The organism is Pseudomonas sp. SO81 (genome assembly GCF_030374125.1).
Taxonomy (GTDB): Bacteria; Pseudomonadota; Gammaproteobacteria; order Pseudomonadales; family Pseudomonadaceae; genus Aquipseudomonas.
This window is the reverse complement of record NZ_CP126126.1, coordinates 493,422-509,353: the sequence shown is the minus strand read 5'-3', so window position 1 is coordinate 509,353 and position 15,932 is coordinate 493,422. Positions and strand designations below refer to the sequence as shown.

Here is a 15,932-nt window from a genome sequence, read left to right as displayed (position 1 = left end):
CCTCAGAGCGCGATGGCGCGCGCCGGCGCCAGGCCGCCGCGGCACTTGAGCACGCGCACTTGCGCCGGCCCCTCCAGCAGCAGGCGCAGGGCGGCGGGCGAGGGGTTATGGGCGGCACTGGCCGGACGATAGGCGAAGCCCAGGGTCTGCCCGGTTTCGGCGGCTACCTGCAGGCGGCGCAGGGCGCGGTCGCTGGCCTGACTGGGCCAGCACAGCACCGCACCGCAACTGCCGGAGCGCAGGCATTGCTCGGCGGCCCACAGGGCGTCTTCCTCGTTGGTGCGCACGATCTCCAGGCAGTGCAGATCGATACCGGCCACCTGCCAGGCCGGCGCGTAGGGCAGGAAGGGTGGAGCGATCAGGACCAGGCGCTCGCCGGCCTGGCTCAGGCGCGCCAGGGTCGGCCACAGCAGGTGCAGCTCGCCCAGGCCCGGCCTGGGCAGGAGGATTTCGCTGAGCGCCGCCTCTGGCCAACCGCCGCTGGGCAGGGCGGCGTCCAGGCGGCTATGGCCACTGGGTTGCGGGCTGCTGGGTTGGCCTTGGGGTTGCCCCTTCCAGACGCGGCGCTCGTCGATCAGACGATCCAGGGCGATGACCGATGCATTCATGAGAAGCACCGGGAAGAAGGAGTGGGGAGGGTGGGCATGGCAGTGTCGCTAAAATACTGTATATAAAAACAGTATTTGATAAGGCGCACCTCTACAAGTCCGCTCCGATGAGGGGTGCTGTCCACGGCGGATGCAATTTACCCGGTGCTCCGCTAGGATTAGCCACTTCCGCTTTCCCAGCCGCGACGGTTTTTCATGAGTTATCAGGTTCTTGCACGTAAATGGCGCCCGCGCAGCTTCCGCGAGATGGTTGGCCAGACCCATGTGCTCAAGGCCCTGATCAACGCCCTGGACAGCCAGCGTCTGCACCACGCCTACCTGTTCACCGGTACCCGCGGCGTGGGCAAGACCACCATCGCGCGGATCATCGCCAAGTGCCTGAACTGCGAAACCGGCATCAGCTCCACGCCTTGTGGCACCTGCTCGGTCTGCCGCGAGATCGACGAAGGCCGCTTCGTCGACCTGATCGAAGTCGACGCCGCGAGCCGCACCAAGGTCGAGGACACCCGCGAGCTGCTGGAGAACGTGCAGTACGCACCGAGCCGCGGGCGCTACAAGGTCTACCTGATCGACGAAGTGCACATGCTCTCCACGCACTCGTTCAACGCGCTGCTCAAGACCCTCGAAGAGCCGCCACCCCACGTCAAGTTCCTGCTCGCCACCACCGATCCGCAGAAGCTGCCGGTCACCATCCTCTCGCGCTGCCTGCAGTTCTCCCTGAAGAACATGCCGCCGGAGCGGGTGGTCGAGCACCTGACCCATGTACTGACCGCCGAGAGCATCCCGTTCGAGGAAGATGCGCTGTGGCTGCTGGGCCGCGCCGCCGATGGATCGATGCGCGATGCCATGAGCCTCACCGACCAGGCCATCGCCTTCGGCGAAGGCAAGGTAGTGGCGAGCGATGTGCGCTCGATGCTCGGCACCCTCGATCACGGCCAGGTCTACGGCGTGCTGCATGCGCTGCTGGAAGGCGATGCCCGTGCGCTGCTCGAAGCGGTGCGCCACCTGGCCGAACAGGGCCCGGACTGGAACGGCGTGCTCTCGGAAATGCTCAACGTGCTGCACCGCGTGGCCATCGCCCAGGCGCTGCCGGAGGCGGTGGACAACGGTCAGGGCGACCGCGACAAGGTGCTCGCTTTGGCCCAGGCGTTGCCGGCCGAGGACGTGCAGTTCTACTACCAGATGGGCCTGATCGGCCGCCGCGACCTGCCGCTGGCGCCGGACCCGCGTGGTGGCTTCGAGATGGTGCTGCTGCGCATGCTGGCGTTCCGTCCGGCGGATGCCGATGGTGCGCCAAGGTCACCGCTAAAGAATCTGGGGATCAGCAAGGCCACAGCTGATTCCGACAAGACCCCGGTGGCCGGCGCAGCCCCCGTTGCCGCGCCGGCCGCTATCGTTGCTCCGGTTGTTGCGCAGCCTGCGCCCGTCGCCCAGCCTGCCGCGGCTCCGGCTCCGGCTCCGGCTCCGGCTCCGGCTCCGGCTCCGGTGGCTGCTGCCCCTGCGCCCGTACCTGCTCCTGCTCCCGTGATCGCAGCGCCGCCGGCCGAGTCGGCGGCAATGGTCGAGGCGCTTGCCGAGCCTGCCGTGGCCGTCGATGTGCCCTGGGAAACTGCCGTGCCAGCTCCGCTCGAGGAGAGCCAGCCGGTCGCTCCGGCGCAAGCTCCGACCGTGCCCCAGGCCGTTATCGTCGAAGCTCCTGCCGAGACGCCGGTGGCGCTGCCGCTGGGCGAGTCGGCGGCGCAGGTGGTCGATACGGCTGCCAGCGCGCCGGCCGCCAGCGTAGAGGCCGACGATGACGACGAGCCGCCACCCGGTGACTACGACTACTACGAGCCCGATGCGGACAGCCTCGACTACGATTTCGATGCGCCGGCCCAGCCGGAGGCTGCCGTGGCAGAGCCGCTGCCGGCCGCGCAACCGGCCACCGGCCTGGCCGCCGAGTGGCTCGACCTGTTCCCGCGCCTGGGGCTGTCCGGCATGACCGGCAGCATCGGCGCCAACTGCACCCTGATCGAAGCCAATGGCAACGACTGGCTGCTGCACCTGGACCCGGCGCACAGCGCGCTGTTCAATGCCACTCAGCAGCGCCGTCTGAACGACGCGATGAACCAGCATCTGGGGCGCACCCTGAACCTGCGTATCGAGCTGGTGCGTCCGGAGCAGGAAACCCCGGCCCAGGCCGCTTCGCGCAAGCGTGCCGAACGCCAGCGCCAGGCCGAGCAGTCGATCCACGACGACCCGCTGGTGCAGCAGATGATCCAACAGTTCGGCGCGTCGATCCGCGCCGACTCCATCGAACCCTTGAACACTTGAGGACAGCATCATGATGAAAGGCGGCATGGCAGGCCTGATGAAACAGGCGCAGCAGATGCAGGAAAAAATGCAGAAGATGCAGGAAGAGCTGGCCAACGCCGAAGTCACCGGCCAGTCCGGCGCCGGCCTGGTGAGCGTGGTGATGACCGGTCGTCACGACGTCAAGCGCATCACCCTGGATGACAGCCTGATGCAGGAAGACAAGGAAGTGCTGGAAGACCTGATCGCCGCCGCGGTGAACGATGCCGTGCGCAAGGTCGAGCAGAACAGCCAGGAGAAGATGTCCGGCATGACCGCAGGCATGCAGCTCCCCCCCGGCTTCAAAATGCCGTTCTGATAAAACGTACCGCCCAGCCACTACGCATAGCTGTGTTGCAAGCCGGCCCGGGCATCCTCATTTACGGCCAGTAAACTCCGGTGCCCGTGCCGTCTTGCGCCTTGCTCTGCACAGCGTCTGAACGGCACTTACACCGCAGTGGCTCCAGAAAAGCCAGCATCCGGTAGCCCCCATGAGCTTCAGCCCCCTGATCCGCCAACTGATCGACTCGCTGCGCCTTCTTCCCGGCGTGGGTCAGAAGACCGCGCAGCGCATGGCGCTGCAGTTGCTGGAGCGCGACCGTAGTGGCGGCATGCGCCTGTCGCAGGCGCTGGCGGCGGCGATGGAGGGAGTGGGGCACTGCAAGCGTTGCCGCACCCTGAGTGAGGACGAGCTGTGCCCGCAGTGCAGCGACCCGCGCCGCGACGATGCGCTGCTGTGCGTGGTCGAGGGGCCGCTGGACGTGTTCGCGGTGGAGCAGACCGGCTATCGCGGGCGCTACTTCGTGCTAAAGGGCCATCTCTCCCCGTTGGACGGCCTGGGCCCGGAGGCCATCGGCATTCCCGAGCTGCTGGCGCATATCGGCGCCAGCCAGTACGGCGAAGTGATCCTCGCCACCAACCCGACGGTGGAAGGCGAGGCCACCGCCCACTACATCGCGCAGATGTTGGGCAACAAGGGCATCGTCCTGTCGCGCATCGCCCACGGCGTGCCGCTGGGTGGCGAGCTGGAACTGGTGGATGGCGGTACCCTGGCCCATGCCCTGGCCGGACGCCGGCCGATCTCCGGCTGATTCAGCCGCGCACCAGCCTCTGCAGCGCGGTGTCATCCATCTCGTAGGCGATCCACTTCCGCACCGGGCGACCGCCCAGGCGCTGGTAGAAGCTTTCCGCACGAGCATTGCCAGCCAGCACGTCCCAGTGCAGGCGTCCGGCGCCTTGTCCGCGGGCCCAGTGCGCCAGCTCGACCAGCAACCGCCGGCCCAGGCCTGACGAGCGCCGGGCGGGGCGCACGTACAGCTCCTTGAGCCGGGCCGTGGGTCGCAGGTCGTAGGTGAACGGAATCAGCAGCGCCAGCGCATAACCGAGCAGCTCGCCCTCGGCCTCGGCGACGAACACCTGGCACTGTGCGCTGGGGCCGAAGGCGCGCTGGCGCAGCTCCTGTTCGTCCACGGCGAACTGCGCCAGGTAGTCCTCGAACGCCGCCAGTTCGCGCATCAGTTCCAGCAGCATGGGCACGTCCGCCAGGCAGGCGGCACGTACCCGCACCGGGCTCAGCATGCGCAGCTGACGCTCTGCGGCGCTGCGCTCGGCTGGGCATCGCCGCCGACCAGGCTCAGGCCCTCGTCGAGCCAGCCGGTGACGCCGCCGATCATCTCCTTCACCGCGTAGCCGAGGTTGGCCAGGCGCACGGCCGCACGGTGCACGCCGTTGCAGTGCGGGCCGGCGCAGTAGACGACGAAAAGGGTGTTGCGCGGGAACTCGGCCATGCGCTCGGCGCTGATCAGGCGGTGCGGCAGGTTGAGCGCGCCCGGTACGTGGCCGGCGGCGTAGGCCGCCTCGCCGCGCACGTCGAGCAGGACGAAGTCGACCTGGCCCTCCTGCTGGCTGTGGTGGACGTCCGAGCAATCGGTCTCGAAGCTCAGGCGCTGGCTGAAGTGCATCAGGGCGACGGCGGAAGAGGCGGCGGGGAACTGGCTGACCAGGCTCATGGTGGAACTCCTCGTGGTGGTGGATGGCGCCACTGTATGAGTCGCCGCGACTCGGCTACAGTGGCGGCTCGGACAGCTATCGGAAATTTTCCGCCAATGCGCAACGACCCCGGCCTGGTGGCCATCCTCGCCTACGACGGCCTGTGTACCTTCGAATTCGGCATCGCCGTGGAGATCTTCGGCCTGGCCCGGCCGGAGTTCGATTTCCCCTGGTATCGCCATCGCATCGTCGGTCTCGACGAGGGGGCGATGCGCGCCATGGGCGGCATCCGGGTGCTGGCCGATGCCGGCCTGGAAGACCTGGCCGAGGCCCGCACCATCATCATTCCCGGCTGGCGCGACCGTGCCGAGCTGCCGCCGCCGGCCTTGCTGGATGCCCTGCGCGAGGCCCACGGGCGCGGCGCACGGTTGCTGTCGATCTGCTCCGGGGTGTTCGTGCTGGCGGCCAGCGGCCTGCTCGACGGTCAGCGCGCCACCACCCACTGGCGCTACACGGATGAACTGGCGCAGCGCTACCCGGCCATCGAGGTGGACCCGCAGGTGCTGTATGTCGACGCCGGCCAGCTGGTCACCTCGGCCGGCAGCGCCGCCGGCATCGATGCCTGCCTGCACCTGGTGGCGCGCGACTTCGGCAACCAGGTGGCCAACCGCGTGGCCCAGCGCCTGGTGATGGCGCCGCAGCGGGCCGGCGGCCAGGCCCAGTTCATTCCCGCACCTGTGGCGCATTCGGCGCGGCATGACCTGTCCGGCCTGTTGGAGTGGGTGCGCCAGCGCCTCGATCAGCCGCTGGAGGTCAGCCAGTTGGCGGCGCGGGTGGCGATGAGCGAGCGCACCTTCCTGCGCCGCTTCGGCGCGGCCACCGGCATGACGCCCAAGGCCTGGCTGCAGCACGAGCGCCTGGCCCGTGCCCGCGAGCTGCTGGAGGGTGGCGCGCAAAGCGTCGAGCGGATCGCCGAGCAGTGTGGCTATCGCACCGTGGAGAGCTTCCGCATCGCCTTCCGCAATCACCTGGGGTTGCCGCCGAGCGCCTATCGCGAGCGTTTCGGCAAGCACGGCAAAAAAGCGCAGACGACGCTGGCGGAAAACACTTGAGAAGCATTACCATTCGCGACATCTCAACGCCCAGTAGCAGACGTTTTCCATGGCGCTCAGCGCGGCCTCTCAGCAGCAAGCCCTTCAACAGCTCTATGTCGACCATCACGGCTGGTTGCACGGCTGGCTGCGCCAACGCATGGGCTGCGCGCAGAACGCCGCGGACCTGGCCCAGGACACCTTCCTGCGCCTGCTGAGCAAGGAGCGCGACCTCACGCCGCTGCGCGATCCGCGCGCCTACCTGTCGACCATCGCCCACTCGCTGCTGGTCAACCACTGGCGACGCCTGGCCATCGAGCGCGCCTAACTGGAATCCCTGGCCCTGCAACCGGAGCAGTACGCGCCGTCGCCGGAGCAGCGCGAGCTGATCATGGCCACCCTGCTGCAGATCGACGCCATGCTGCGGCGCCTGCCGGGCAAGGTGCGCGATGCCTTCCTCATGGCCCAGCTGGATGGCCTGACCTACGCGCAGATTGCCGTGAAGCTCGGCGTCTCCGAGCGCATGGTGAAGAAGTACATGGCCCAGGCCATGCTGCACTGCCTGACCCTGGCGCAGGACTGAGCCATGGCCGGCGGCGCTTCCCCGATCGACTTCGTCGTGCTGCAGCAGGCCGCGGACTGGTTCGCCCTGCTGCGCGACGAGCGCGTCAGCGAGCTGGACCGCCAGGCCTGGCAACGCTGGCTGGATGCCCAGCCGCAACATCGCCAGGCCTGGCAGCGGGTGGAAAGCATCAGCGGCCAGTTCGAGCGTCTGCCGCAGCGCCAGGCGGCACGTTCTGCCCTGCAGGCTCGCGGCGTGGACCGGCGTCAGGCGCTCAAGGTGCTGTCGATCATCGGTGGCGGCGGCCTGCTGGCGCTGACCGGCCGCACGCTGCCCTGGCAGCAGTGGCAGGCCAACCAGCGCACGGCGGTGGGCGAGGTGCTCGGCAGCCAGCTGGCCGATGGCAGCCGTCTGTGGCTGAACACCTATAGCGCGCTAGACGTGGACTTCACCGCCAAACTGCGGCGCCTGGCGCTGTACCGCGGCGAGGTGCTGGTCGAGGCGGCCGACGATGCCCGCCCGCTGTGGCTGGAAACCGCCCATGGGCGCCTGCGTGTGCAGGGCGGGCGTTTCGCCGTGCGCCAGCAGGACGATGGCTTCCTGGTCTCGACCCAGGTCGGCGCGTTGGAGATTCTCGGCGCGCGCCGGCAGAGCCTGGTGGCGGGGCAACAGGCCTATTTCGATGCCCAGTGGGTGGATCGCCCGACGCCGCTGCGCCAGGGCCAGCAGGCCTGGACCCACGGCATTCTGCAGGCCGACGACATGCCGCTGGGCCAGTTCATCGCCGAGCTGTCGCGCTATCAGCACGGCCACCTGGGCTGTGATCCGCAGGTGGCCGATCTGCGGCTGGTCGGCGCCTTCTCCCTGGCCGAGCCGGAGCGCATCTATGCCGCCCTGGAAGCCAGCCTGCCGGTGCGCGTGGTGCGCCGGCTGCCTTGGTGGATCAGCATCGAGCCACGCAACGCCGTTGCGGTTTGAGTGCAGGCGAAAATATTTTTCATTTGCGGTTCCCCTTTTTTCATCTCGCCTGGCTCTAGGGGCAAAAGGGCGATCTCGCCCGGCCATTGTTTACGAGACCCAGGGGATTTCCATGCGTAGCACCATCAACCGTCCGGCTCCTCAGACCCTGCGCCGCGCCATTCGCGCCGCCGTGCTGGCCATGCCGCTGGCCGCCCTGCAGCCAGCCCTGATTGGCCAGGCGCATGCCGCCGAAGCCGAGCAGAGCCTGCGCAGCTACGCCATTGCGGCCGGTCCGCTGTCCAGCGCCCTGAGCCAGTTCGCCGGCGAGGCGGAGATTCTCCTGGCGGTCGATGGCCAGCTCACCGCCGGCAAGCAGAGCCAGGGCCTGCAAGGCCAGTATTCAGTGGACGAGGGCCTGGCCAAGCTGCTGCAAGGAAGCGGCCTGCAGGTGGTACGCGACGCCAGCGGCGGTTATTCGCTGAGCGCGGCGGGTGAGGGCGGTGCCAGCCTGTCGCTGGAAACCACCGAGGTTGAAGGCTTCGCCCTGGGCAACGCGCTGGGCAGCATGGACGGCTACAACGCCACCCACAGCAGCGTAGCGACCAAGACCAGCAAGGAGCTGGTGAAGACTTCGCAGAGCGTGTCCGTGGTGACTGCCGCGCAGATCGAGGAGCAGGGCTCGCGCACCGTCGCCGAGGCCACGCGCTACACCGCCGGTGTGCTCACCAACCCCTACGGCAACACCCACCGCTACGATTACCTGGCCATGCGCGGGATCAACGACGGTTCGGTGGACAACATCATCATCGACGGCCTGAAGTCCATGGGCGACCCGGGCTCGTTCACCAGCCTGCAGATCGACCCGTACTTCATCGAGCGCATCGACGTGCTCAAGGGCCCGTCCTCGGTGCTTTACGGGCGCAGCAACCCGGGCGGCCTGGCGGCGCTGACCACCAAGCGTCCGGAGTTCGAGCAGGCCGCGCGCATCGATGTGTCCTACGGCAGCCACGACTACAAGCAGACCGCCTTCGACGTCACCGGCCCCCTCAATGAAAACGTCGCCTACCGCCTGGTCGGCCTGGCCAAGGACGCCGACGTGCAGGTCGACCATGTCGAGGAAACCCGCTACGCGCTGATGCCCAGCCTGATGCTCAACCTGGGCGAAGACACGCTGCTCAACCTCTACGCCTACCTGCAGCACGACCCGAACGGCGGCTACCACGGCAGCGTCCCGGCCTCCGGCACCCTGCACAAGCGCAATGGCGAGCGCATCTCCGGCAGCTTCTTCGAGGGCGATCCGAGCGTCGAGGAGTTCACCCGAACCCAGCAGATGCTCGGCTACGAGCTGGAGCACCGCTTCAACGACACCTGGAGCGCGCGGCAGAACTTCCGCTACCTGGACGCCAGCAGCGACAACAGCCAGGTCTGGGGCAACGGCTACGTGAGCGCCACCAGCAACGAGCTGGCCCGCGGCTTCAGCGGCGGCGAGGAGAACCTGCACGCCTGGATCGTCGACAACATGCTGCAGGCCGAATTCGCCACCGGCGCGGCGCAGCACACGGTGGTCACCGGCCTGGACTACCAGTACTCGAAGAACAAGGTGCGCTACGACCGCGACTACACCAGCGTCGGCCCGATCGACGTGTTCGACCCGGTCTACGACAACAACGACCTGGCCGATCTGGCCACCGTCAGCGATGCCCTGCGCCGGCAGAAACAGGCCGGCCTCTACGTGCAGGACCTGATCGAACTGGGTGGCTGGAACTTCACTGCCGGCCTGCGCCAGGACTGGTACGACGTGTCCATCGACGACTACCAGCAGGGCACCAAGGACGCCAACACCGGCGACAAGCTCAGCGGCCACCTCGGCGTGCTCTACGCCTTCGAAAACGGCCTGTCGCCGTACCTGAGCTACTCCACCTCGTTCAACCCGACCTCCAACTACTCCGATGGCGCACAGATCCTCAAGCCGACCACCGGCGAGCAGTGGGAAGCCGGCCTGAAGTTCCAGCCGCCGGGCACCGACGACCTGTACACCATCTCCTTCTTCACCATCGAGATGGAGAACCTGTTCGCCAAGGAAAACAGCTTCACCGACAGCTACGAATACAAGGGCGTCGGCGGCATCGACTCGAAGGGCGTGGAGCTGGAGGCCCGCGTGCAGGTCACCGACAACCTGCAGCTGATGGGCAGCTACACCTACAACGACGTGGAATACAGAAAGTCCTACTTCATCTTCGCCGACTCCAGCTACACCACTGTGGTAGATGCCAAGGGCAACACGCCGTACCAGACACCCGAGCAGATGGCCAGCCTGTGGGCCGACTACGGCTTCAAGGACGGCCTGCTGGCCGGCCTGAGCATCGGCGCCGGCGCGCGCTACGTGGGCGAGAGCGAGGGCAGCGACCTCAACGACTTCCAGGTGCCGTCCTACACCCTGTTCGATGCGTCGGTCAGCTATGACCTGGCCAACCTCGGCCTGCAGGGCACCTCGGTGCGGGTCAATGCCAACAACCTCACCGATGAGTACTACGTGGCTTCCTGCTACTCGGCCACCGCCTGCTACCTGGGCGAGGAACGTACCGTGGTGGCCACCGTTACCCAGAAGTTCTGATGCGCTGAAACGGCCGCCGCCTTGTAAGAGACGGCGGCCTTCTGCTGTTTGCCAGACGGGAAAACCTCATGCGCAACATCCTGGTTCTGCTGCACCGCTACCTGGGCCTGGCCGCGATCTTCCTCGCCCTGGCCGGCCTCACCGGCAGCGTGCTGGCCTTCCACCACGAGCTGGACGAGTGGCTCAACCCGCAGTTCTATCAGACCGACCACGCCGCCACGGCGCGCATGGACGGCCCGAGCCTGATCGAGCGGCTGGAGGCCGAGCATCCGCAGCGCCTGGTCTGGTACATGGAGCAGCCGGACGAGCCCGGCCACTCGGCGCTGCTGGCCACCGTGCCGCGCACCGATCCGGCCAGCGGCCAGCCTTATCCGCTGGCGCCGCGGGTGTTCTACCTCGATCCGGCCAACGGACAGGTGCTGGGCGAGCGGGAATGGGGCGCCTGCTGCTTCTCCCGCGAGAACTTCGTGCCCTTTATCCTCGAGTTTCACTACAACCTCAGCCTGCCGGGCAACTGGGGCATCTGGCTGATGGGCATCATCGCCATCCTCTGGACTATCGATTGCCTGGTCTCGCTGTGGCTGACCCTGCCGCGCGGCCGGCCGTTCTGGCGCAAGTGGGGCAAGGCCTGGAAGATCAAACGCCAGCGCCTCAACCATGATGTGCACCGTGCCGGCGGCCTGTGGCTATGGCTGCTACTGACGCCGGTGGCGGTGAGCAGTGTGGCCATGAACCTGCCGGCCGAGGTGTTCAAGCCGGTGGTGTCGCTGTTCTCCGAGGTGCCGCTGAGCACCTACGAGGCGCGCGGGCGGCTGGCCAAGGAGGAACTCGGCGAGCTGAAGCTGGATTACCGCCAGGCCTATGCGCTGGCGCGGGAGGAGGGTGACCGCCTGGGGCTGCATGCGCCGATCACCGAGCTGTACCACAGCTTCGAGTACAACTTCTTCGGCGCCGGCTTCGGCGACCACGCCAGCGACGAGGGCAATGCCTGGGTCTTCGTGCATGGCGAGGATGGCAGCGTGATCGGTCGCGAGATTCCCGGCGTGGGCACGCTCGGCGAGCGCTTCTACCAGCTGCAGCTGCCGATCCACGGCGGGCGCATCCTCGGCTTCCCCGGGCGGGTGCTGATCGCCGTGCTGGGCCTGGCCATCGCCGTGCTCAGCATCACCGGCATCGTCATCTGGTGGCGCAAGCAGCGTGCGCGGCGCTCTGCCGGGCGCCGCGCCGAAGCTGCCTTGCTCACTTGAGGCCGGTAAAGGCCGGGGCGTGCTCGCGGTAGTAGTGCAGGGCGTCGATGAAGCGCTCGGCCTGCGGGCGGTCCGCGAGGTGGAACTCACGCAGGGTGTCGCCATTCGGGCCGTTCAACCGCACGCGATAGCCGAGCCCGCTGCGGCGCAGCTCGATGGTGTCGAGCGAGTTGAAATAGATGCGCTCGCGGATGTCCTGCGGCGTACCGGCGGCCGAGTCGTGCTCGCTGCGAAAGCCCAGGTAGCGGCTGTCCAGGTAGGCGGAGATGGAGTTCTGGGCGGCGGGCTGCTGCTCCGCCACCTCGGTGATCACCGCATAGGCCTCGCGTTCGGAAATGGCCTGCGGCTGGTAGTCCTGGCGGGTCACGCAGCCCGCCAGGAGGCAGACAAAGATGGCGATCCAGATGGCGCGCATTTTTCCTCTCCATGGCAGCGCTGGGGATTTTCCGGCGCCCAAGCCGGTCATAGCGTCGGCGGCCATCCGCTGCCAAGATGGCGGCCCACCGTTCCCCCCGAACTACTCCTGGTAAATCCGTGACTCCTGCGCTTCTACGATCCGCTGCGCTGCTCCTCGTCCTGGGAGCGCCGCTTGGCGCCTCTGCCGCCTGCCCCGTGGGGCAAATGGAAATCTGCTTCAACAGCTGCATCTGCGTGCCGGAGTTCGAGCAGGTCCGCAAGGAAGTGCTCGGTACCGCGGCGGTGACGCTGGAGCGCTGGATCCTGCAGTCCCGCGATACCGCGCTGACGTCCGGCACCCAGCCGATTCCGCCGGGCATCCGCGCTCAGCTGCTGCCCTATTACGACAACGTGCTGCTGGATACGGTTCGCTTTCGCGTCGGCGCGCTCGACGAGCTGGACGTGGCCAGCACCATGCTGCAGAACCCGGATATCCAGGCGGTGACCCTGGTCGACGTGGTGGTATTCCGCAACCAGGAGGATGCCGAGCTCGACGTCGCCCTCTGGGCCCACGAGCTGTGGCACGTGAAGCAGTACCGCGAGTGGGGCTCGACCGGTTTCGCCCAGCGCTACACCCACGACTTCAATGCCGTGGAGGCGCCGGCCTACGACATGCAGATCCAGGTGGCACGGGCGCTGCGGGTGCAATAATCCGCAGTCGCTTGATAACCAAGCAAGCGCTCGGTTAGGGTGGCGAAAACAACAATCGGGAGCCACCCACATGTCCGCCTTCCAGGAATACTTCGACCAATCCCATCAGCTGGTCCGCGATTCGGTGCGCCGCTTCATCGAGCGCGAAGTCCTGCCCCATGTGGCGGACTGGGAGGAGGCCGAGGAATTCCCCCGCGAGCTGTACCGCAAGGCCGGCGCCGCCGGCATCCTCGGTATCGGCTACCCGGAACAGTACGGCGGCAGCCATGAGGGTGACCTATTCGCCAAGGTCGCGGCCAGCGAAGAGCTGATGCGCTCCGGTTCCGGCGGCCTGGTGGCCGGCCTCGGTTCGCTGGATATCGGCCTGCCGCCGGTGGTCAAGTGGGCCAAGCCGGCGCTACGCGAGCGCGTGGTGCCCGAAGTGCTGACCGGCGAGAAGATCATGGCCCTGGCGGTGACCGAGCCCTCCGGCGGCTCCGACGTGGCCAACCTCAAGACCCGCGCCGTGCGCGATGGCGACTTCTATCGCGTCACCGGCAGCAAGACCTTCATCACCAGCGGCGTGCGCGCCGACTACTACACCGTGGCCGTGCGCACCGGCGGCGAAGGCTTCGGCGGCGTCAGCCTGCTGCTGATCGAGAAGGGCACGCCCGGCTTCACCGTCGGCCGCTCGCTGAAGAAGATGGGCTGGTGGGCCTCGGACACCGCCGAGCTGTTCTTCGACGACTGCAAGGTGCCGGTGGAGAACCTGATCGGTGCGGAGAACATGGGCTTCGCCTGCATCATGGCCAACTTCCAGAGCGAGCGCCTGAGCCTGGCGCTGATGGCCAACATGACCTCCCAGATGGCATTGGAGGAGGCCATGGCCTGGGCCCGCGAGCGCGAAGCCTTCGGCAAACCGATCGGCAAGTTCCAGGTGCTCAAGCACCGCCTGGCCGAGATGGCCACCCAGCTGGAAGTCTCCCGCGAGTTCACCTACCGCCAGGCCGCCAAGATGGCCGCCGGCAAGAGCGTGATCAAGGAAATCTCCATGGCCAAGAACTTCGCCACCGACGTGGCCGACCGCATTACCTACGATGCCGTGCAGATCCTCGGCGGCATGGGCTACATGCGCGAAAGCCTGGTGGAGCGCTTGTACCGCGACAACCGCATCCTCTCCATCGGCGGCGGCTCGCGCGAGGTGATGAACGAGATCATCAGCAAGCAGATGGGACTCTGAACGGCGCTTTCTGGACAGTGTGATGGCCAATCAGTAGCCTCGCCCGAAGCGCCTCGGTTGAGGCACAGGGCTTGCCGTAGCCATGTCGTGTTTGCTTTTTCCTTTCTGCCGCTTCTGCTTGGCATGACCTCAGGAAAAACATCGACTTGCGGAGCGACAAGGAATGTTATGCGACACAAGTGGCGGAAAAATTACGCCAGTTGTGTCGCCTACTTATAGTTATGTGAACTCACCTCATGACCCCAGATGAAATAAAATCACTAATTGCGGAGCAGGAAGAATACAACCTGCCTGAGACAATAATTAAAAGAGAGTTGATGCTGGCACTTGTTGAGTCCGGCGACCCAATGTTTCTTTTGAATGTTCCGGAGCCATTCCGCAGCAAAATCATTGACTTCGGACTAGCCGTAACCGACCAATGGTATGAAATTTCCAATAACGGTACGGTCGACTTTTCTGAGCATGTGGGGCAGCTAAAGAAGCTTGTCGAGGAATTCCTAGCAGAGGTGCCAGTTGGCAATCACATTAACTGGGGCTCTGCGAACACATAACAATGCGCTCAAAGCGCTCACTTCGTTCGCTGGGACCGGCGAAGCCGGCCCCTTAGCTTAAACGTTAGAGTCTTTGTATGACCAATGAGGAACTCCGCAAGTCTTGGGCGGTGACGCTACGACACCTTGCAGCTAGTCGTTTCTTCCTACTTGAGCACCTCCCCAGCCAAGAGGCTGAGGATTGCTGGGCTCAAGCGCAGAGCTTCCTTCATCATAACGAGTTGAGGCTTGGACTGGAGGAGCTACAGGAGCTTGGAGAGCTTTGCTCTGCACCAAAGGAGTTTTGGTTAGAACTTCTATTGGCAGCAGAGAATATGGGGTTGAAAGCTCATTCTGAGTCCCTGCGGCAAAGGCTCTAACAATGCGCTCAACTGTCGCTCACTCCGTTCGCTGGACGCCCAAAAGCTACGCTTTTGGCTGCCCGTTAGCTTAATCGTTAGGCCACATATGAACGATCGAGTTGCTCGTATGTTTCGTGAGGCGCAGGATCGATTACATGACGCAAACATTCTTGCGGGCTCGCTTGATAAGCGCTCCGACTCGCAGGCAATCATTCGTATTCTCGGATTTGAGACTCTGTTGAAATGTGCCCTTCTACTCTCAGGTCAGGAACCGAAGAATTCGCATAATTACAAGAATCTATGGCTTGGTCTGCCAGGATACGTGCAGAAGAAGGTATTGGAAGTAGCATCGGAAAGGATGCCTGGGCATGCTGATTTGACGAAGCTCGAAGAGAAGCTGGAGTGGTGGCGGTTCGTATTCGAGCGCGCCCGATACCACTATGAGTTATACGAGAACTACACGTTAAAAGAACAGACCGAACTTGGTGAGCTGTGGGTCGCTCTTGGTGCTCCCGATCATGAAGCTGTTGTACAGTACTTCCCCAATGAGCTTGAATGCCTGATAGCAGGGCTTACCGCCTATGTCGAAAATGCAGCCTAACTAGTGGTTCAAGTCGTTCGCTTCGCTCACTCTGGACGGCCGCAAGCGGCCGCCCCTTAACCAAACGTTAGGCTTAGGAATACCGCAGATGGATTGGCTAAAAACATTCTCGACTCATTACGCAAATGCGGTCACCGCTTTCGCAGCACTTGGCGCATTTATCCTTGCAGCCATTACCCTGTGGTATCTAAAGCGCGAATACTCATCAAAATATCGTCCATATGTATTTCCAATTGTTCATGCAGAGCCAATACCAGAAAGCCCCGGCTGCATTGTGAGCATAATCCCTCGAAATGTTGGCCCACACCCATGCAAGATTAAGCTCTCAAAAATTGAACTCCACATCGGCGATGAGAGCTTTCAAACACCTGATAATAAAGAGTGGATATTACTTGCCCCTCAGGGTGTTGGCATTCAGATGCCGGCAGGTCACATCAATGAGATCGGAGTAAAAAATATAAGAGAGGGGCGCTATCGCAAGAATCGTATAGAGGTAAATTTCGTAATGACATCTACATCTATCGAAAACAAATTTGAAGAAAGCAAATCTTTTTCGTATGAAATTAACGTGCAAGGTGAGACGCCTCAGGCGTTTTTCCGGCCGGAATGGAATGTACAGGTCTAATACCGTGCAGCCTAACAACTGGTTCAAGTCGCTCGCTTCGCTCACTCGGGACCTGCTAAAGCCGGCCCCTTAACCAAACGCTAGAC

General features: G+C 64.8%; 16 protein-coding genes and 1 pseudogene. 13 read left to right on the top strand and 4 right to left on the bottom strand.

What is annotated here, in order from left to right:
* Nucleotides 1–2 precede the first annotated feature (2 nt).
* Nucleotides 3–608 (bottom strand): translesion DNA synthesis-associated protein ImuA, encoded by a 606-nt coding sequence (gene imuA / locus OH686_RS02350; protein WP_289536005.1) that lies wholly within the window; start codon nucleotides 606–608, stop codon nucleotides 3–5.
* A gap of 195 nt (nucleotides 609–803) precedes the next feature.
* On the opposite strand from imuA, the gene dnaX reads away from it, so the two are divergent.
* The 3 genes from dnaX (at nucleotide 804) to recR (ending at nucleotide 4,030) form a co-directional block, all read left to right on the top strand.
* Nucleotides 804–2,921, top strand: a complete 2,118-nt coding sequence (gene dnaX, locus OH686_RS02345) for a DNA polymerase III subunit gamma/tau (protein ID WP_289536004.1) — start codon at nucleotides 804–806, stop codon at nucleotides 2,919–2,921.
* A 10-nt stretch (nucleotides 2,922–2,931) separates the two neighbouring features.
* Nucleotides 2,932–3,258: a YbaB/EbfC family nucleoid-associated protein gene (locus OH686_RS02340; protein WP_003460931.1), complete on the top strand. Its 327-nt coding sequence runs from the start codon at nucleotides 2,932–2,934 to the stop codon at nucleotides 3,256–3,258.
* Nucleotides 3,259–3,430: 172 nt separating this feature from the next.
* Entirely contained in the window at nucleotides 3,431–4,030 is a 600-nt protein-coding gene (gene recR, locus OH686_RS02335; RefSeq protein ID WP_289536003.1) for a recombination mediator RecR, read from the top strand.
* Nucleotide 4,031: 1 nt separating this feature from the next.
* On the opposite strand, the gene OH686_RS02330 is transcribed toward recR, so the two are convergent.
* On the bottom strand, nucleotides 4,032–4,517 hold the full coding sequence (locus OH686_RS02330) for a GNAT family N-acetyltransferase (RefSeq protein WP_289536002.1): 486 nt from the start codon (nucleotides 4,515–4,517) through the stop codon (nucleotides 4,032–4,034).
* Nucleotides 4,511–4,948, bottom strand: coding sequence for a rhodanese-like domain-containing protein (locus OH686_RS02325; RefSeq protein ID WP_289536001.1), 438 nt, complete (start codon nucleotides 4,946–4,948; stop codon nucleotides 4,511–4,513). The genes OH686_RS02330 and OH686_RS02325 overlap by 7 nt, the downstream gene beginning before the upstream one ends.
* 96 nt (nucleotides 4,949–5,044) lie before the next feature.
* Between OH686_RS02325 and ftrA the strand changes: the two genes are divergently transcribed.
* From ftrA to OH686_RS02300, 5 genes and pseudogenes are all read left to right on the top strand, one after another.
* Nucleotides 5,045–6,040 (top strand): transcriptional regulator FtrA, encoded by a 996-nt coding sequence (gene ftrA / locus OH686_RS02320; protein ID WP_289536000.1) that lies wholly within the window; start codon nucleotides 5,045–5,047, stop codon nucleotides 6,038–6,040.
* A 49-nt stretch (nucleotides 6,041–6,089) separates the two neighbouring features.
* Nucleotides 6,090–6,602: pseudogene (locus OH686_RS02315) on the top strand (sigma-70 family RNA polymerase sigma factor).
* A 3-nt stretch (nucleotides 6,603–6,605) separates the two neighbouring features.
* Nucleotides 6,606–7,559 carry a DUF4880 domain-containing protein gene (locus OH686_RS02310; protein WP_289535999.1) on the top strand — a complete coding sequence of 318 codons (954 nt, stop codon included), beginning with the start codon at nucleotides 6,606–6,608 and terminating at the stop codon, nucleotides 7,557–7,559.
* Nucleotides 7,560–7,671: 112 nt separating this feature from the next.
* Nucleotides 7,672–10,155, top strand: a complete 2,484-nt coding sequence (locus OH686_RS02305; protein ID WP_289535998.1) for a TonB-dependent siderophore receptor — start codon at nucleotides 7,672–7,674, stop codon at nucleotides 10,153–10,155.
* 68 nt (nucleotides 10,156–10,223) lie between these two features.
* The gene (locus tag OH686_RS02300; protein WP_289535997.1) at nucleotides 10,224–11,402 is read left to right on the top strand and encodes a PepSY-associated TM helix domain-containing protein; all 1,179 of its coding nucleotides are present in this window, start codon (nucleotides 10,224–10,226) and stop codon (nucleotides 11,400–11,402) included.
* Here OH686_RS02300 and OH686_RS02295 read toward each other — a convergent pair.
* A complete protein-coding gene (locus tag OH686_RS02295) occupies nucleotides 11,395–11,817 on the bottom strand; it encodes a hypothetical protein (RefSeq protein WP_289535996.1) in 423 nt (140 codons plus the stop codon). The genes OH686_RS02300 and OH686_RS02295 overlap by 8 nt on opposite strands.
* Before the next feature lie 119 nt (nucleotides 11,818–11,936).
* On the opposite strand from OH686_RS02295, the gene OH686_RS02290 reads away from it, so the two are divergent.
* From OH686_RS02290 to OH686_RS02270, 5 genes are all read left to right on the top strand, one after another.
* The gene (locus OH686_RS02290; RefSeq protein WP_502942766.1) at nucleotides 11,937–12,509 is read left to right on the top strand and encodes an eCIS core domain-containing protein; all 573 of its coding nucleotides are present in this window, start codon (nucleotides 11,937–11,939) and stop codon (nucleotides 12,507–12,509) included.
* 70 nt (nucleotides 12,510–12,579) lie between these two features.
* On the top strand, nucleotides 12,580–13,728 hold the full coding sequence (locus OH686_RS02285; protein WP_289535994.1) for an acyl-CoA dehydrogenase family protein: 1,149 nt from the start codon (nucleotides 12,580–12,582) through the stop codon (nucleotides 13,726–13,728).
* A gap of 236 nt (nucleotides 13,729–13,964) precedes the next feature.
* Nucleotides 13,965–14,279, top strand: coding sequence for a hypothetical protein (locus OH686_RS02280; protein WP_289535993.1), 315 nt, complete (start codon nucleotides 13,965–13,967; stop codon nucleotides 14,277–14,279).
* A gap of 468 nt (nucleotides 14,280–14,747) precedes the next feature.
* Nucleotides 14,748–15,221: a hypothetical protein gene (locus OH686_RS02275; RefSeq protein ID WP_289535992.1), complete on the top strand. Its 474-nt coding sequence runs from the start codon at nucleotides 14,748–14,750 to the stop codon at nucleotides 15,219–15,221.
* Between the two features lie 88 nt (nucleotides 15,222–15,309).
* On the top strand, nucleotides 15,310–15,846 hold the full coding sequence (locus OH686_RS02270) for a hypothetical protein (RefSeq protein ID WP_289535991.1): 537 nt from the start codon (nucleotides 15,310–15,312) through the stop codon (nucleotides 15,844–15,846).
* Nucleotides 15,847–15,932: the final 86 nt, after the last annotated feature.

What these genes read in the sequence shown, in the direction of transcription:
- OH686_RS02280 (WP_289535993.1), top strand. Translation starts at nt 13,965, where the DNA reads ATGACCCCAGATGAAATAAAATCACTAATTGCGGAGCAGGAAGAATAC.
- OH686_RS02285 (WP_289535994.1), top strand. Translation starts at nt 12,580, where the DNA reads ATGTCCGCCTTCCAGGAATACTTCGACCAATCCCATCAGCTGGTCCGC.
- ftrA (WP_289536000.1), top strand. Translation starts at nt 5,045, where the DNA reads ATGCGCAACGACCCCGGCCTGGTGGCCATCCTCGCCTACGACGGCCTG.
- OH686_RS02330 (WP_289536002.1), bottom strand. Translation starts at nt 4,517, where the DNA reads ATGCTGAGCCCGGTGCGGGTACGTGCCGCCTGCCTGGCGGACGTGCCC.
- dnaX (WP_289536004.1), top strand. Translation starts at nt 804, where the DNA reads ATGAGTTATCAGGTTCTTGCACGTAAATGGCGCCCGCGCAGCTTCCGC.
- OH686_RS02295 (WP_289535996.1), bottom strand. Translation starts at nt 11,817, where the DNA reads ATGCGCGCCATCTGGATCGCCATCTTTGTCTGCCTCCTGGCGGGCTGC.
- OH686_RS02310 (WP_289535999.1), top strand. Translation starts at nt 6,606, where the DNA reads ATGGCCGGCGGCGCTTCCCCGATCGACTTCGTCGTGCTGCAGCAGGCC.
- OH686_RS02270 (WP_289535991.1), top strand. Translation starts at nt 15,310, where the DNA reads ATGGATTGGCTAAAAACATTCTCGACTCATTACGCAAATGCGGTCACC.
- OH686_RS02305 (WP_289535998.1), top strand. Translation starts at nt 7,672, where the DNA reads ATGCGTAGCACCATCAACCGTCCGGCTCCTCAGACCCTGCGCCGCGCC.
- recR (WP_289536003.1), top strand. Translation starts at nt 3,431, where the DNA reads ATGAGCTTCAGCCCCCTGATCCGCCAACTGATCGACTCGCTGCGCCTT.
- imuA (WP_289536005.1), bottom strand. Translation starts at nt 608, where the DNA reads ATGAATGCATCGGTCATCGCCCTGGATCGTCTGATCGACGAGCGCCGC.
- OH686_RS02300 (WP_289535997.1), top strand. Translation starts at nt 10,224, where the DNA reads ATGCGCAACATCCTGGTTCTGCTGCACCGCTACCTGGGCCTGGCCGCG.
- OH686_RS02275 (WP_289535992.1), top strand. Translation starts at nt 14,748, where the DNA reads ATGTTTCGTGAGGCGCAGGATCGATTACATGACGCAAACATTCTTGCG.
- OH686_RS02340 (WP_003460931.1), top strand. Translation starts at nt 2,932, where the DNA reads ATGATGAAAGGCGGCATGGCAGGCCTGATGAAACAGGCGCAGCAGATG.
- OH686_RS02325 (WP_289536001.1), bottom strand. Translation starts at nt 4,948, where the DNA reads ATGAGCCTGGTCAGCCAGTTCCCCGCCGCCTCTTCCGCCGTCGCCCTG.